Source organism: Nocardia sp. NPDC004722 (assembly GCF_053601505.1).
The window spans coordinates 1-16,154 of sequence record NZ_JBSGBY010000128.1 but is presented as its reverse complement, the minus strand read 5'-3'; the positions used below and the strand labels follow the sequence as shown (position 1 = coordinate 16,154).

The window sequence follows — 16,154 nt, the reverse complement described above, 5'->3', positions numbered from 1 at the left end:
TCGAGGCCGCCCTCTCCGCCGACGCCTACGGCGCCCGCATGACCGGCGGCGGGTTCGGGGGCAGCGTCATCGCCCTCGTCGACACCGGCCGCGTGGATCCCGTCCGAACGGCCGTCCGGGAGGCGTTCGCGCACAAGGGCTTCGACCCACCCCGCGACTTCACCGTCACCCCCGCCGCAGGCGCACATTGCCTCTGAACGCGAAGTCATCGGTTCGCGAACACGGAGATTCCGCGTCCCCGAGCTGAAACCGCCTGTCCTACACCGCCGCATCGATGAGCGCGACGGCCGCCCGGGTGCACAGTTCCCGCGCGGCCTCCGGCTCCAGCCCGCGCACATCCGTGAGCACGATGAACGCCTCCCAGCCGACGACCAGCGCGAGCTCCGATACCAAATTCTCGAAGGCGCTGGGGGACAGACGATCCCGCAGCGGCTCCAGCGCCCATTCGATCCAGCGGATGCGCCGGAAGCCGCGTCGCGGCTGCCCCTCCTCCGGTGGCGGGGCATCGACCGTCAGTTTCACCAATCGCCTTCCCATCGGCAGGGATCGGTGAATGTCGGCGGTCAGCGCCGCGACCAGAATGCCGATACGCTCACGCGGATCGTCGCTGTCGGCCTGCTCGATCGCGGTATCGGCGTCCGCGCTGATCAGTCCCACCGTGGCGTCCAGCAGTAGCTGATCGAGGGTGGGGAAGTGCAGATAGACGGTGCGGCGGGCGACCTCCGCCGCCTCCGCGATCTCGTTGATCGAGGGGTTCACCACGCCCCGCGCCAGCAGCGACATGGCGGCATCCACGATGGCCTTGCGGGTGCGCCGCCGCTGGGCGACCCGGCCCGGACCGCCGGTCGGCGGGGTTTCGTTCACGCGCTGCGACCCTTCCTCGATTCCGCCCTTGACACTGTTCTCGCTGCGCTTCACTATATCCACATGCACTAAATGCACAGCAGTGCATTTAACGAACGGGGGCCCCATTCATGAGTTGCGACACCCACGCCATGGTCGTGGTGCACCGCGCCTTCACCCGCGAATTCCGGCTGCTCGGCGAAATCGCCACGGTGACACCGGCATCGGATGGCGAGCAGATCCGCCGGGTGGTGCGCCACGGCCGCGAGATGCTGACCGCGCTACACCACCATCACCACTCCGAGGACGAATTGGTCTGGCCGCGACTGCGTTCCGCGGGCGTGGACATCGCCCTCCTCGATGCCATGGAGACCCAGCACGACGGCATCTCCACCGCCATGGACGCCCTCGACGCGGCGCTCACCGGCTGGGAATCCGACCCGGCGGCGGGTGACACGGTCACCGTCGCCGCGGCTCGCCTACACCTGGTGCTGAGTGAACACCTGCACGAGGAAGAACAAACGGTGCTGCCGCTCGTGGCGACCATCCTCACCGAACCCCAATGGGCGGAACTGGGCGAGCGCGGCATGGTGTCGCTCCCCAAGCGCCGCGCCCTGGTGTTCCTCGGTCACATTCTCGAAGAGGCCGATCCCACCGAACGCGTCACCTTCCTCGCCGACATCCCGGCGCCGGTCCGCCTGCTCTACCGCTTCCTCGGCGCTCCGGCGCACGCCCGCGAAACCCGGGTGCTGCGCCGCGATCTCGACCCGTCACTCACGGAAAGGACGGCGTCATGACGTATCTCGTCGTTGACCAGCGGGTTCAGGACGTAACCCGCTGGCGGACAGCGTTCTCCGGCGGCACCGAACGCCGCCGCGCGGCGGGCGGCGAACTGGTCCTGGTTCTCACCGACCCGTCCGACCCGCAGCGCCTGCTGGTCATCGTGAAATTCGATTCCCCGGCCCAGGCCGCTGCCTGGCGCACCCGGCCCGGCGCGGAACACGAAATCGCCTCCGGCGGAGTCCTTCCCGACTCGGTGACGGTCCGCATCCTCGACCGCCTGCCGATGCCCGCCGGAGCCATCCCACCGAAATAACGGGGGGTGGGATGGCCCCGGCGGGCCGATCGACTACTTCGCGGGATTGATCGACGGCTGGCTGATCGTGGTGAAGTACTGCACCGCGGCGGCGATGGCCACCGGGGCGGTGACCAGCACCTGGCCGGCGATGGTACCGAGGAAGCCGACGGCGGCCGCGCCGATCAGGCAGCCGGTGCCCGCCGCACCGAGCAGCGGGACGAACATGGCGGCCAGGATTCCGGCCGAACCGAGGGTGACCAGGCCGGCCGCGCCGATCCCGCCGAGCAGGCACCCCAGGGCCGCGCCGCCGAGGCCACCGGCGAGCGTGCCGATGGTGGCGCCCATCGAGACAGTGCTGCTCATCCGGCTCCAGGCCGCGACCTCCCGGTCGTAGTCGCTCTTGAACGGCGCGCTGTTCTCGAACGGCAGCGCGACCGGCCGGTAGACGGCGTGCTCGGTGTCGATCCGCGGGGTCAGCGTGGCGACGCGATCGTGGATGTCGGCGGTCACGGGGAAGACGAAATCGTCCACCCGCACCGACAATTCGGTGCCCGCCACGGTGGTCCCGTCGGCAGCCTTGATCTTGAAGACACCGTTGTCCACCACCAGCGCCCCGGCATCCGTGCGGATGACCAGGTCCCTCTCGCCGGCGGTGGCGGTGTAGTACACGACACCCGCGTCGGAGGGCGCGGGCGCGGCGTTCACGGTTCCGGCGGTCACCCCGAGCGCGGTCGTCACCAGGGCAGCGGAAACGGCAAACGTGTTGAGCTTCATCAGGTTCGGTCTTTCGTCAGTGCGGGTCAGGGTCCGCACGAATGGACACGGTCAGCTACTCGACTGCCGACCGCGACAAGATGTGACAGCCCGGCGGCACGGCCCGGAGGCCGTGTCGCTCAGCTGTTTCGAAATAAGGGCTGGGCCCTTGTGGAGTAGGGCTAGGCGCGAGCGCGCAGGCGGGCTCCCACACCCACCAGCACGTCGATCACCAGGAAACCCAGCAGTGGAATGCCGATCATGGGCGCGAACCAGCCGATCACCAGCGCAACCGCCGCCAACGGCACGAGCACGATCAGCGGAGTCCGCGCCAGGGCCCGGCGCGGTGCGCGCCCGGCCGTGAACGTGGACTCCTTGGTCGGGCGGCGACGCCACCACATGAGGTAACCGCGCACGATCACCGTGCCGAGACCGACCATGACGGCCAGCAGCAACAGCTGATTGACCAGGCCGAACATCAGGCCCATGTGGAACTGGATGCCCCAGTTGGTGAGCTTGGCCATCAGCGGCCACTGCGAATACGGCAGCTTGTCGGTGACATTGCCGGTGGCGCCGTCCACCGCGATGGCGTCGCGGGTGTACTGGCCGGGCTTGCGCAACTCCTGCGCCACGAAGGCGGTGCCGTCCGCCGCCGGAATGCTGATCTCCAGCGGGCCGGTCAGACCGTTGGCGCGGGCGACCCCGTACACGGTGTCGGTCAACGCCGCCCGGTCGGCCGATGGCATGGGCATGGCCGCACCGCCACCGTGATGGTCGTGCTCACCGCCCGCGGGCATGGCCGGACCGGTCGCGCCGGGCAGCTTCGTACTGACCGCGGGCGTGGTCCAGCTCATCGCCTGCCGCAACTCGGTGACGTTCTCACCCGCGTACTTCGACCAGGTCATCCCGGTCGCCGACAGCAGCAGGAGCACCGGCAGAATCCAGACGCCCACCACCGCATGCCAATTCAGCGTGCGGGCCCGGGGCCGCGACCGATCCGGGCGCAGCAGCCAAGCGGCCGAGCGCTTCTCGCGTCGCGCCCGTACCCGCCGATACCAGAGCACCAGTCCGGCCAGCGCGACCAGCCACAGCCAGGAGGCCGCGATCTCGCTGTAGTAGCGACCGAAGTCACCGAGATGCAGGTTGATGTGCAGCTTGTCGATCCAGGTCCGCAGGGGCAGCGCGCCCGAGCTGCCGTAGACGACGCTGTCGCCCACCGGCCGCGCGGTCACGGGATCGACGAACACGGCACGCCGTTCGGAGTCGCCAAGCGACGGATCGCTGAACAGCACCCGGGTGGTGTCACCGGCGTTCTGGCCGGGCGCGACCGCGACCAGCGGCAGCTTCGGCTTGACCGACACCGCCGCCGCGATCTGCTCCTTCAACGGCTTGGCCGGTCCGGTCGAATCGGTGTGCAGCAGCGTGCTGGAGGTGATGTTCTCCAGCGTCGGGGAGATCGCGTACAGCGCACCGGTCACGGCCGCGATCAGGATGAACGGGGCCACGAAGACGCCCGCGTAGAAGTGCAGTCGCAGCATGAGCGCCTGGAAGGCGTTGCCCGCGCTGCGTTTCGGGGTGGCGGGGGACGACGGTTGGTCCGTCGCCGGGGCAGGGGAGGGCGGCGGTGTCGAGTCGACACCGCTGTCTGTCATTGTCACCAGCGGACTTTCGGGTTCGAGCGAACACCCGGGGACGCGGATACAGGGAATGACGCATCGGGGCAGCGATTGCCACGGTGGGCCATGACCCCCTCATGTGTGCGCACGCGACTGCCATCGCCCGCGCACCGCGGTCATGGAACACCGGGACGCGCATGGCACCACCACGACGGTCGGGTGCGTACGGCGAAGTCACACGAACGTAGGTCCGTGTGCCCGGGTGAAGGGAAGAGAGTTCAGACTCGAACGAACGCGGGCGGCCCGCGGGTATGACAGGCGTCGGCCGCGAAGACCCGCAGCACGACCCGATCCCGATGCTCGATGGGCAGCCGCGGCGGCCCGGCCTGCACGGGAAGTGAAATGGGCACCGGCAGCGCCCAGGCCAGCACGGTGGTGCCGATCCGGTAGGCGGCCTCGGCGCCGAGAATGACGACGGCCGCGACACAGGCGGCCGTGAGGTGTGCGGCCAGCATGGCCGGACTCCACATCGAGGCGTGATGGTGCATGTCCATGCGATGCCCCGGTGAGCCCCACATCATGCTGAAGTGGCCCAGCAACTGCCCGGCGAGCAATGCGACCACCAGCCCGAGCGTCGTGGTGCGCAGCGAATTCACGCCTGCCACGGCGGCGCCGACCGCGGCCGAGGCGGCGATCAGCAGCATCAACGGCCCGGAATCCAGGGGCGCGGCCCCCGAGATCCAGCCGTGCGCGGCGACCGCGAGGGCCCCGGACAGCGAACCGGCCGCCCCACCACGCAATACCGCAGCATCACTGCGATTGTGCGCCGTAAAGCGGCCGACTCCGATGTTCACGCGCTGATAATAGCCACGGGTCTTTTCGAAACGGAATTCGTCCCCGCCGTTAACCGGCGGGACGCGAACGGGTTTGGCTAATTCTCCGTGACTTCCATCTCGATCAGCGGCTTACGCAGCAGTTTTCCGGTGGCGTTGCGCGGCAGCTCGTCGAGGAAGATCACCTCGCGCGGCACCTTGTAGCGCGCCAGGTTCTCCTTGACGTAGTCCTTGATCTCCTGCACGTCCCGCTTGGATTCCGGACCCGGAACCACGATGGCCCGCAGCCGCTTTCCGAAGTCACGATCCTCGACGCCGACGACCGCCGCCTCCAGGATGTCGTGGCGGTTGGACAGCAGGTTCTCGACCTCCTGCGGGAAGACGTTCTCGCCGCCGGAGACGATCATGTCGTCGTCGCGGCCGTCGATGAACAGCAGGCCGTCGGTGTCGAAGTGACCGACGTCTCCCGACGACATCAGGCCCTCCACGTACTCCTTGGTGCGGCCGTCGGTGTACTGCTTGAACGAGTGCCCGTTCTCGATGAAGATCGTGCCGGTCACGTTCGGCGCGGTGATGCGCTTGCGGTTCTCGTCGAACAGCGCGATGCGGATGCCGACCGGCGGCTTGCCCGCGGTGGTCGGGGCCTTGCGCAGTTCGGCCGGATTGGCCACGGTCATGACCGCGCACTCGGTGGAGCCGTACACGTTGTAGAGGGTCTCGCCGAAGTAGTCCAGGGTCCGGGTGACCACGTCCGGCGGGATCGCCGAACCGGCCGCGAAGATGACCTGGAGGGTCTCCTTCGGGTTGTACTTGGCGAGGGTCTCCTCCGGTAGATCGAGGATGCGCTGCAACATGGTCGGCACCACGGTCAGGCCCTGCGCGCGGAAGTTCTGGATGTTCGCCAGCGTGCCCTCGGGATCGAAGCGGCGCTGCTGGAACACCACCCGGTTGCCCAGCGCCAGCGCCAGCGTGAACTGCGACAGGCCGGTGGCGTGGAAGATCGGGGCGGCCATCACCACGGTGCCGTTGCGCGGCAACGGAATCCGGTCCAGGAACTGGGCGGTAATGAAGGGGGAGACCTTGTCGCGCGGCGCGCCCTTCGGGGTGCCGGTGGTGCCGGAGGTCAGGATGACCATGCCGCCCGGCTTCTCCGGCGGGGTGACCGCGGCGGTGGACTGCCCGGCCGAGACCGACTCGATGGTCGGAATCGCGGGGTCCGCATTGTCTTTCGCGTCCACCCAGGTCAGGATGCGCGGAATGTCGGCCGGGATGGCGGACATGAGGTCGAAGAACTCGCTGTCGTGCAGCACCGCCTTGACCTTCTCACGGGCGGCCACATCGGTGAACTGCGGCTTGGCGAAGCCGGTGTTCATCAGCACCGCGCGCACACCCAGCTTGCCCGCGGCGGCCAGGCTCAACACCATGCCGCGGTGGTCGCGGCACAGCACGCCGACCACGTCGCCCGGGCCCAGGCCCTGTGCGGCGAGGCCGCGCGCGAAGGCGTTCGACATCTGGTCGAGCTGCTCGAAGGTCAGCTCACCGCCCTCATCGACGATGGCCGCGCTCTTGGCGTGCGTGTTCGCGCCGTGCACCACCGCACCCGCGAAGGGTCCGAACTTGAGCATGCTGATCGCCGACCGCGCCGCGATGTCCGGTCGCAGCGGATTGAACAGTCCCCCTCGGACCATGGCGTTGACGCTGAGCGCGGCATCGCCCGCCTTGCGTAGAACCGAGCCAGCCGATGGAAGGGCAAGTGACATGGGTACAACCTTCCGCGGTCGCGGGCCGGACGAGGCGGCCCGACGGACCGCAACATCGAGATCCAGTGCGGTGCTAACCCTAGCAAGCGCAGGCAGCGGCGGTGTGGCCGAGGTCTCCGTTACCAGCGGTTACGAATAGATGCCCCAGCTCGTGGCGGGGACGACACGGGTGCTGTCGCGTGGCGGAGGAAATTGTGCGCCGCTCCACAGGGGTGGAGCGGCGCACAACAAGAAGGAAAGGGGGACGCCTGCCGCGTCCGATATGTCGGAGCGGGGTGGGCTAGGCCGGCGGTTCGTACTCCAGGAGGACGCGGCGCAGGAGTTTGCCTGTCGCGTTGCGGGGGAGGTCGTCGAGGAAGAAGACGTCGCGGGGGACCTTGTAGCGGGCGAGGTTGGCCTTCACGTACGCCTTGATCTCGTCGGGGACGAGTTCTGTGCCCGGCTCGGGGATGACGAAGGCGCGCAGGCGTTTTCCGAATTCGACGTCGTCGACGCCCACCACGGCGGCGTCGAAGATGTCGGGGCGTTCCAGCAGCAGGTTCTCCACCTCCTGCGGGTAGACGTTCTCGCCGCCGGAGACGATCATGTCGTCGTCGCGGCCATCGACGAACAGCAGGCCGCGCTCGTCGAAGTGCCCGACATCGCCGCTGGACATGTAGCCGTCGATGATCTCCTTGTGGCGACCGTCGGTGTAGCCCTTGAACGGTGAGCCGGAGCGAATGAAGATGCGGCCCTTCACGTTCTTGGCGCGGATGCGCCGCCCGTCGTCATCGAAGAGGGCGACCTCGCAGGTGGTGGGGGCGCGGCCCGCGGTGCCGGGCGCGATCGCCAGATCCTCCGGGCGGGCCACCGTCGCGACCGCGCACTCGGTGGAGCCGTAGAGGTTGTAGAGGACCGGCCCGAACACCTCGGCGGTGCGCACCGAGAGCTCCGGGGACAGCGCCGAACCCGCGATCACGATGCCCTTCAGCGACGAGGTGTCGTACTTGTCGCGAATCGTCTTGTCCAGCTCCACCATTCGATGCAGCATGGTCGGCACCGCCACCAGCATGTCGACCCGGTGCTCGGCGATCAGCCGCAGCGTCCGCTCGGCGTCGAAGCGGCGCGCGGTCACCACCTTGTTGCCGAAAGCCACACCGGCCAGCCAGGTTCCGAAGCCGGTGGAGTGGAAGATGGGCGAGACGATGAGCATGGTCCCGCCCTGCGGGAAGTCGATGCGATCCACCATCTGCACGGTCGCCAGCGGGCTGGTGTGCTCGCGCGGCGCGCCCTTGGGCAGGCCGGTGGTGCCGCTGGTCAGGATGATGAATCCACCCGCCTTCTTGGGCGCGGGCAGCGGGGACTTGGCATTGGCGGCAATCAGCGCGTCCAGAGTCGTTGCGCCGGAGGGAATCTCGGTGCCCTCGTCGACCCAGGTCAGCACTCGCGGCAACTCCGGCGGCAGCGCGTCGAGCAGTCCGATGAACTCGCTGTCGTGCAGTACCGCCCGCACGTTCTCGCGCTCACACACCTGCGCGAACTGCGGCTTCGCGAAACCGGTGTTCATCAGCGCCAATCGGGCGCCGAGCTTGCCGAGTGCGGCCATGGTGAGCAGCAGCCCGCGGTGATCGCGGGAGAGCACGCCGACCACCGTGCCCGGCTTCACCCCGAGCCGTTGCAGCCCGCGCGCGAGCGCATTGGACTGCTCGTCGAGTTCCCGGTAGGTGAGTTCGCCGTGCTCGTCGGCCACCGCGGGCCGGTCCGGCCACATGCGGGCCGCGCGCCGCACCGCGGTCGCCGGTGGTCCGAAGACGCGGCCCTCCATGGCGGTTCGCACCGTCTCGACGGGTTTGCGCGGATCCGTCAGCCCCAGCTCCCGCAGCCGCCGCAATCCCCGTACCGCCTCCGCGGTGTGGGCTACTCGCTGCTGTGCCATTTCCACTACCGAGGCCACGCGACCACCTCCGAGTACCGAGCCGTCCGGCCCCACGGCCGGGTAGCGCCACCGTAACAGCGTGGTGTGACCCCTGTTACAGAAAATCGGTCACATAGGACATCGGTACTGATTCGAGAGATTCCCAGCCTCCGTTAACCTCACGGATGCCCGCAGGACATGCCGATCGCACAGGCTGCGGGTTCCAACCCCCAACCTGATGAGGTAACCCCATGGAACTGCTCGCCGTACTCGCCAACCTGGTCACCGCCATGAGCAGCGGAAGCGCCGCGCTCAACGGGATGTAGGCAGTACTCGTACCAACAGCCCGCCGAGGGGGTTCGGCGGGCTGTTCTCGTTTCCGGGCGCCTCTCTCCGGACGCGCTCAGTCCGCGTCGAAAGCAGTGGTCAGGCCCAGATGCGCGGTGGCGTCCAGGTCGGCGGCGACGGTCGTCAGCTTGCCGCGGATCGCGCCCACGGCATCCGCGCCCAGCGCCAAGCGCAGGGGCGGGTTCGGTGCGCCGACGATGGCCAGCACCGCGGCCGCCGCCTTGTCCGGATCACCCGACTGCTGCTGGTCGGAGGCGGGCAGACCGTCCCGGATCGCCCCGACCGTGTCCGCGTAGTCCTCGATGGCCGAACCGATGGTGAGTGCGGCGGGCTTCGCGAATCCGGTGCGGAACTCGCCGGGTTCGACGATCAGCACCTGCACGCCCAGCGGATTCACCTCTGCCGCAAGCGCTTCGCTGGCAAGTTCGAGCGCGCCCTTGGCCGCGCTGTACGCGCCGACGCCCGCGAACGACATGAACCCGCCCATGCTGGTCAACTGCACGATCGCGCCGCCGCGGCGTTCCCGCATCTGCGGCAGCACCAGCTGCGTCAGCCGCAGCGGCCCGAAGAACATGACCTCCATGGCATCCCGCAGATCGCCCTCGCTGGTCTCCTCGATCGCGCCGACGATCCCGTACCCGGCATTGTTGACCAGCACGTCGATCCGCCCGGCCTCCTTCACCGCCCGCTCGGCCGCCGCCGCGTCCCGCACATCCAGCGTGACGACCTGCACCCGATCCGGATGCGCCGCAACCACATCCGCCATGCTCTCGGGCCGCCGCACGGCCGCGACCACCTCGTCCCCCGCCGCGAGCACGGCCTTGGTGAAGGCCGCCCCGAACCCGCTGTTGGCCCCGGTGATCAGCCAACGGCGGGTCTGCTGTGCACTCATGCTCGATCCCTCTCGATGCGTCTTCGAACCGGTCGGCCCGAAGTCATGCTCTAGAGCTTGCCCCGTCGCGGCGTGGTCCGGCATGGCCCGAAGGTGGAATATATGGGGATGAGCGGAGCCCTGACCGACCCGAATCGCCGACCGCGGCCGCTACCCGACGGCGAGGCGTTGAGCGCCGAGGATCATCGGCGCGTGATCGGTGTGCTCGAATCCGTGGACCGCGCCGTGGATCTGACCGAATTCCGGGAACGGCTGCTGCTGGCATTGCAGAACTGGTTCGGATTCACCGGAGTCGCAGTGCTGCACGGAGATACGCTCGGTGAGGCCATCCAGAACGGTTGCGGCATCCAGGGCGGCTACACCCCCGGATTCCTGGCCGACTACACCGCCCGCTGGATCGACGCTGACCCCTTGCGGACCGAACAGGCCGCCGAGCTGATGCGCGAACGCGGCGTCATCCGGCTCAGCGAGGTACCGGGCGGCTCCCGTTTCCTCGCGGACTTCCTGCGCCCCAACGGAATCAACGACAAGGCCGCCATGCTGGTGGACGGCGGGCCCGCCGGGGTGCTCTATATCGGCATGGCCGTCGCCGACTCACTGCGGGTCCCCGAACGCGACCTGGCCGTCCTGCACGCCCTGCGCCGTCACCTCGCCCCGCTGGTCGCCGACCAGCTCGCCCGCGACCGCGAACGCCGGACCGCGATCTCCAGCTGGCACCTGACGCCCCGCGAATGGGAGGTCGCCGACCTCGCGGCCCGCGGCCTCACCAACCGCCAGATCGCCGAGCGCCTCTTCATCGGCGTCGACACCGTGAAGAAGCACCTCAGCCGCGTCCTGGCCGAAACCGCCTGCACCAGCCGCACCCAGCTGGCCGTCCGTTTCGCCGCCGCGTGAGCCGCTGATACGTATCGAACCGACTGAACCCGGCACCGGGGAGCCGCGCCCGCCGCAGAATCAGATGATGAGCGATCTCTTCGATTTCTCCGGCCGTTCCGTGTTCGTGGCCGGGGGTACCAGCGGCATCAATCTCGTTGTGGCTCAGGCATTCGCGCGGGCGGGGGCGTCGGTGGCGGTGTTGTCGCGCACGCCGGAGAAGGTGCGGACGGCCGTCGACTCGCTGGGGGAGTGCGGGGTCACCGCGCTGGGGTTCGTCGCCGATGTCCGCGACTACGAGGCGGTCGCGGAGGGGATCGCGGCGACCTGCGCCGAGTTGGGGGAGCTCGACATCCTGATCTCCGGGGCGGCCGGGAACTTCCCCGCCGCAACGGAATCCATGTCGCCGCGGGCGTTCGCGGCCGTCGTCGACATCGATCTCAAGGGCACGTTCAACGTGCTTCGGGCCGCCCGCGAGCATCTGCGTACGCCGGGCGCGGCGGTCATCAATATCTCCGCACCGCAGGCCAGCATTCCGATGACCCTGCAAGCCCACGCCTGCTCGGCCAAGGCGGGGGTGGACATGCTCACCAGGGTGGCGGCCCTGGAATGGGCGGCCGCCGGGATCCGGGTCAATGCCGTGGTGCCCGGTCCCATCGAGGACACCGAGGGGATGGCGCGGCTGGCCCCCACGCCCGAACTGACCGAATTGGTCGCGAAATCAGTTCCGCTGGGCCGCTACGGCACCGCGCAGGAGATCGCCGACTGCTGTCTGTGGCTGGCCTCCCCATACGCGTCCTACGTCAACGGCGCGATCATTCCCGTCGACGGCGGCTGGTCGCTGGGCGGCGCGTCGGAGGTCTTCACCGCCATGCGAAACCTCTTGGCGGACTGAGCCGTTCAGTGCCCGCCCGCGGCGATCTGCTTCGGATCGATGAACGATTGCAGCGGCGAGAGATGCGTGTAGGTGTCCAGCAGCGCCCGCCCGAGCGTCGCGTGCGCCTCGACGATCGGATTGGTGGCCCCGTAATTGTCGGCGTCCGGTGACTGGTCGGCGAAGAACGAGAACACCACCAGCGGCGAACCGGCGGTGTCGAACATGATCCCGGTGTCGTGCCGCTTGTCATCGGAGGCACCGTGTTTGGTGGCGAAACGCGCCCGCTCCTCCGAGGACATGTTGCGCCGCACCCCGTCGGTGTATCCCACCGACGACCAGGTCATGATCCGCAGCACCGCCTGCGTCGACTCCTTCGACAGCAGCGTCCCCGAGCCCAGCCGGAACAGCAGATCGTTGTTCTCCCGAGGCGTGGTGTAGCCCAGATAGAACTTGCTGTCACCCGGCACCGGCGTGACCCGGGTCTGCTTGAACCCCAGTCGATCCAGCGTGTCGTTGATCTGATCCCCCGACACGAACCGCGACATCAACCGCACCGCGGTGTTGTCGGAGACCTGCAACATCGTCGTCAGCAGATTCGCCACCGTGAGCTGATCCCCGAACGCGGCCTGATTCAGATACAGCCCACTCCCGTCGGCCACCATCTCCGGATCCAATGTGGTGGTGTCGGACAGTTTCACCCGCCCGGCATCCACCTCACTCATCAACGCCGTCATCACCGCCAGCTTCTGCACACTGGCCCCCTCGATGACGAAGTCCGCATCCTCCTCCACCACCGTCTCCGGCTTCCCCGACCCCAAATCACTGACCAGGCAATGCCACCGCCCGCCCGCCAGCCCCGTCACCGCCCGATACTCCGCATCGAACGCCGGCCCGATCACCGGCACCCCCGCCCGAGCCACCCCCGCCCGCAGCAACCCACCCACAGCAATGGCACTGCCGCCCAATAGCATCCGCCTACTGAATCCACGCACCGCCGAAACCTATCCGCGCAGATCACATTTCAGCAACCACGACTCGTATAACCGCTGATCAGCCCAGTTGAGGCTGGGGAATCTGCCAGGCCTCGGCCAGCCGGGAGGGCCGGAGTTGAGTTCCACCGCCGAAGTATTCGCAGAACTTCATGATCAGCGGATCCCAGCCGCGGGGGTCGACGTGCGCGGTGCCGGGCACGATCAGCTCCTCCTGAACATGGGCACGCACCACCTGAACTGTGTGCGCGGTCACCCCACCCCTCTCATCGAACGGCCGCGACGACACCACCCTGCCCTCCAGCTGGATCGGGCACTCGGCGATTCGGGGCGCACCGACGAGATCCGATGCCGCCGGGGTCAGTCCGGCCGCCCCGAACTTGTCGGGCTCGTATCGATATCCCTTCTCCACCTTGTGCGGCGTCATCTCCGGCGAGCCGCTCAGCAGCGCCAGCCGATCCACCGCGCCCGCCAGCGCCGACGACGGCAGATTCAGCACACATTCCCGCTCGCGCAGCATGTTCCGCGTCGTCTGCGAGGCGGAGTTCATGCCCAGCATGCACTGATCCCCGAGCCACCAGGCCGACGACATCGGCGCGATATTGGCCGTCCCGTCCGCATTGCGGGTGCTGATGAGCACCACCGGAGTCCCGAAATAGAGAACCTTCAAATCAACAACTCGATGCATGCCCTCCACCCTGCTGTGCGCAGCAAACCCACGCTGGCATAAATCGGACGCGGCATCCGCTTCAGGCCGATCATGCAGGACCCGATCAGCAGAGTTCAGATCGCGGAGGTGCCGCCGTCGACGGCCAGCTCCATGCCGTTGACGAACGATGAGTCGGCCGAGGCGAGAAACAGTGCGACCGAGGCGATCTCCTCGGGGCGGCCCATCTTGCCTCGTGGAATCAGGGCTTCGAAATGGGCTTTGGTCTCCGCGTCGAACAGCTGTTCCTGGATCGGCGTGGCGATCTGGCCGGGACTGAGCACATTGACTCGGATTCGCCTGTCCTTCAACTCGTACAGCCACACGCGGGCCAGCGCGTGCAGCGCGGCCTTGCTCGCCGCGTAGACGCTGTAGTCCGGCCAGCCCTTGACCGAGGCGATCGACCCGGTCATGAAGATCGACCCGCCATCGTTGAACAGCGGCAACGCCTTCTGCACAGTGAACAAGGTGCCGCGCGTGTTCAGCCCGAAAGTCGTGTCGAAGTGCGCTTCGGTGATCTCGCCGAGCTTGGCCGCCGCTGCCGTCCCGGCGCTGGCGAACAGCACATCGATGCTGCCGTGCTCCCGCTCGACCGTCTCGAAGAGGCGATCCAGGTCGGCCAGGTCGGAAGCATCGCCCTGCACGCCGGTCACATTGCGCCCGATCCGCTCGACTGCCTCGTCCAGAGTGTCTTTCCGCCGGCCTGTGATGTAGACGTACGCGCCCTCCTCGACGAAGAGTTGGGCGCTCGCCAACGCCATACCGCTCGACCCTCCGGTGATTACCGCGACCTTGCCATCGAGCTTGCCCATGATCACTCCTTCGTTCCGAAACATCGCTTCCAGCTGCAAAAACCAAGCTATGTAAACAGATTGGTGTGCTTAAGTTAGCGGCTCGCTGACCGAGGTGCAAGCTAAGTACACCGACTGTTACCCGCGCGGTAGTATCGAGCGATGACCGAGTTGGAGAAGGGCCCCCGCGGCCAACGTCGCGGAAGGGGTGCGCGCGAGCGGATCCTCGACGCGTCACGTCGGCTGTTTCGCGAACAGGGCATCAACAACACCGGTATGGACCAGCTCTGCGCGGTAGCGCAAGTGTCGAAACGCACCGCATACCAACACTTCTCCGGCAAAGACGAGCTTGTCACCGAGTACCTGAGCCGACTCGATCCCGACACCATGCCCGACGTATTCGACCGCCCCGACCTCACCCCTCGCGAACGTCTCATCGCCGCCTTCGACCCGCCGCAGCTGCAACCACCGCACGAGGTGACCCCGCTGTGCCCGTTCATAGCGGCCGCCGTCGAGATCACCGACCCCACCCACCCCGCACGCCGCCGCGCACACGACTACAAATCATCCGTCGCCACCCGCTTCACCGAAACCGCCCGCCAAGCCGGCGCCCCCCACCCCGAACAACTCGGCGAACAACTGGCCCTACTCCTCGACGGCGCCTCGGCCCGCACCCGAACCCTCGGCACCGAAACCCTCCCCACCGCCGCCACCATCGCCGCAATCCTCATCGACAACGCCCTCCCCGCACCGCAACCGGCACCGGTCGAGACCTGACGGAAAAGTGGCTCCTTGTGCCCCCGCCCAACTCGCCCTGAAAAACGAGAAACCGGCGCGGACCGTGAAGGCCCACACCGGTTTCCGTTGTGCCAGAACTTACTTCAGCTTGTCGCTCGACAGCCCCAGCACGCGGCGGGCCACGATCCGCTGCAGGATCTGCTGGGTGCCTTCGAAGATGTCGAGGATCTCGAGGCCGACCTTCGCGACCTCCGGCTATGTTCGAGATCGGTGCGTTGAGCTGCGTGAGAACTTCTCGTGACATCTATCGAGATCTGCTGTTTCCCGCAGCCGTCACGGCCTGGTGACGGCCTGGCTGGCTTGATCACCAGGGATACGGCCGATCTGCCTTGCCGGTAAATTACACTGTTGGAATTTTCATTCTTCCGGCCGCGTCATTTCAGGTAACTGCCGAACGCCGCAGCGTTTATGTGATCACGACGAAACCATGTCGGAAAGCGAGAACGGTTAGAGCTGGTTAAGGTTGATCTACCTGGACTCGCGGAATTCATCGCGAAAAGGGCGCGGCCCCATCTGATGCAACAGGCGGGGCCGCGAATTCACCTATTCACCCCCGAGATAGAAGAGGAGGGCAAGGCCATATGAGCCTACCTCCAGTTGAAGTTCCCGGCGAATCGCGGCCTCCCGAACCGCGCCGGAGGAAACGGAACACGCTGTTCGCGCTGCTACTAGCGCTCTCGATGGCGTTACCAATTGCATGGCACGACGGATGGCCAGCTGCATTGCAGGCGTTTATCTCAGTGCTGAGCCTTTTTGGAGGCGATGATAGGCCGAGCTGACCGTCGTCGTTCCGGCGACTTCTCTTCCCCTGCTTCCTCATACTGGCGGCCCTCAGTGGAGGGAGGGCGTGTCAAGGGTGGGCGAATGCCCATCGGCGTAGCCGACGCGGAGCGCCCTTGATGCGCCCGAGTGGAGCGAGACAATGGGCCAATGAGGAGGCAGGGGGCATTCCGATCGGACATCCGAGTCCGTGCGTATAGCTCCGAAGTAGTGGCAAAAATCTGGTGGATCAGGCCGGGCGAGTGGCCGGACGGTCGCCGACGCGCCGGTGCCGCAGCGAGAGCCCGCAGCGTGGACACCGCGGCGTGGCGGCGGCCGGTAGG

At 67.5% G+C, this 16,154-nt stretch carries 15 protein-coding genes and 2 pseudogenes; 6 read left to right on the top strand and 11 right to left on the bottom strand.

Translation table 11 applies throughout. The annotated features are described in order from the left end of the window. A pseudogene (locus ACWELQ_RS15325) lies at positions 1-197 on the top strand (galactokinase); the annotation flags it as partial. 61 nt (positions 198-258) lie between these two features. Here ACWELQ_RS15325 and ACWELQ_RS15320 read toward each other — a convergent pair. Then, positions 259-918, bottom strand: a complete 660-nt coding sequence (locus ACWELQ_RS15320) for a TetR/AcrR family transcriptional regulator (protein ID WP_452397664.1) — start codon at positions 916-918, stop codon at positions 259-261. Between the two features lie 56 nt (positions 919-974). Here ACWELQ_RS15320 and ACWELQ_RS15315 point away from each other — a divergent pair, with 56 nt between their 5' ends. Together ACWELQ_RS15315 and ACWELQ_RS15310 are read left to right on the top strand one after the other, a co-directional pair. Next, positions 975-1,640: a hemerythrin domain-containing protein gene (locus ACWELQ_RS15315; protein ID WP_452397663.1), complete on the top strand. Its 666-nt coding sequence runs from the start codon at positions 975-977 to the stop codon at positions 1,638-1,640. Next, on the top strand, positions 1,637-1,939 hold the full coding sequence (locus ACWELQ_RS15310) for a hypothetical protein (RefSeq protein WP_452397662.1): 303 nt from the start codon (positions 1,637-1,639) through the stop codon (positions 1,937-1,939). The genes ACWELQ_RS15315 and ACWELQ_RS15310 overlap by 4 nt, the downstream gene beginning before the upstream one ends. Before the next feature lie 33 nt (positions 1,940-1,972). Here the strand turns inward: ACWELQ_RS15310 and ACWELQ_RS15305 are convergent, their stop codons facing one another. From ACWELQ_RS15305 to ACWELQ_RS15280, 6 genes are all read right to left on the bottom strand, one after another. Then, positions 1,973-2,695, bottom strand: a complete 723-nt coding sequence (locus ACWELQ_RS15305; protein ID WP_452397661.1) for a hypothetical protein — start codon at positions 2,693-2,695, stop codon at positions 1,973-1,975. A 161-nt stretch (positions 2,696-2,856) separates the two neighbouring features. Next, positions 2,857-4,326, bottom strand: coding sequence for a PepSY-associated TM helix domain-containing protein (locus tag ACWELQ_RS15300; protein WP_452397666.1), 1,470 nt, complete (start codon positions 4,324-4,326; stop codon positions 2,857-2,859). Positions 4,327-4,568: 242 nt separating this feature from the next. Continuing rightward, positions 4,569-5,144, bottom strand: coding sequence for a hypothetical protein (locus ACWELQ_RS15295; RefSeq protein ID WP_452397660.1), 576 nt, complete (start codon positions 5,142-5,144; stop codon positions 4,569-4,571). A 77-nt stretch (positions 5,145-5,221) separates the two neighbouring features. Beyond that, positions 5,222-6,883, bottom strand: coding sequence for an acyl-CoA synthetase (locus tag ACWELQ_RS15290; RefSeq protein ID WP_452397659.1), 1,662 nt, complete (start codon positions 6,881-6,883; stop codon positions 5,222-5,224). Between the two features lie 280 nt (positions 6,884-7,163). After that, on the bottom strand, positions 7,164-8,798 hold the full coding sequence (locus ACWELQ_RS15285) for an acyl-CoA synthetase (RefSeq protein ID WP_452397665.1): 1,635 nt from the start codon (positions 8,796-8,798) through the stop codon (positions 7,164-7,166). A gap of 382 nt (positions 8,799-9,180) precedes the next feature. Next, on the bottom strand, positions 9,181-10,017 hold the full coding sequence (locus ACWELQ_RS15280) for an SDR family NAD(P)-dependent oxidoreductase (protein WP_452397658.1): 837 nt from the start codon (positions 10,015-10,017) through the stop codon (positions 9,181-9,183). A gap of 108 nt (positions 10,018-10,125) precedes the next feature. On the opposite strand from ACWELQ_RS15280, the gene ACWELQ_RS15275 reads away from it, so the two are divergent. Continuing rightward, positions 10,126-10,911, top strand: a complete 786-nt coding sequence (locus tag ACWELQ_RS15275) for a helix-turn-helix transcriptional regulator (RefSeq protein WP_452397657.1) — start codon at positions 10,126-10,128, stop codon at positions 10,909-10,911. 67 nt (positions 10,912-10,978) lie between these two features. Beyond that, entirely contained in the window at positions 10,979-11,785 is an 807-nt protein-coding gene (locus ACWELQ_RS15270; protein WP_452397656.1) for an SDR family oxidoreductase, read from the top strand. Between the two features lie 5 nt (positions 11,786-11,790). Here ACWELQ_RS15270 and ACWELQ_RS15265 read toward each other — a convergent pair whose 3' ends face one another. The 3 genes from ACWELQ_RS15265 to ACWELQ_RS15255 form a co-directional block, all read right to left on the bottom strand. After that, positions 11,791-12,630, bottom strand: coding sequence for a serine hydrolase (locus ACWELQ_RS15265; RefSeq protein ID WP_452397655.1), 840 nt, complete (start codon positions 12,628-12,630; stop codon positions 11,791-11,793). Between the two features lie 187 nt (positions 12,631-12,817). After that, a complete protein-coding gene (locus ACWELQ_RS15260) occupies positions 12,818-13,426 on the bottom strand; it encodes a flavin reductase family protein (RefSeq protein WP_452397654.1) in 609 nt (202 codons plus the stop codon). A 113-nt stretch (positions 13,427-13,539) separates the two neighbouring features. Next, positions 13,540-14,274, bottom strand: a complete 735-nt coding sequence (locus tag ACWELQ_RS15255) for an SDR family NAD(P)-dependent oxidoreductase (RefSeq protein WP_452397653.1) — start codon at positions 14,272-14,274, stop codon at positions 13,540-13,542. A 141-nt stretch (positions 14,275-14,415) separates the two neighbouring features. Between ACWELQ_RS15255 and ACWELQ_RS15250 the strand changes: the two genes are divergently transcribed. Then, positions 14,416-15,030 carry a TetR/AcrR family transcriptional regulator gene (locus ACWELQ_RS15250; RefSeq protein WP_452397652.1) on the top strand — a complete coding sequence of 205 codons (615 nt, stop codon included), beginning with the start codon at positions 14,416-14,418 and terminating at the stop codon, positions 15,028-15,030. A gap of 99 nt (positions 15,031-15,129) precedes the next feature. On the opposite strand, the pseudogene ACWELQ_RS15245 reads toward ACWELQ_RS15250, so the two are convergent. Continuing rightward, a pseudogene (locus tag ACWELQ_RS15245) lies at positions 15,130-15,222 on the bottom strand (hypothetical protein); the annotation flags it as partial. Positions 15,223-16,154 lie beyond the last annotated feature (932 nt).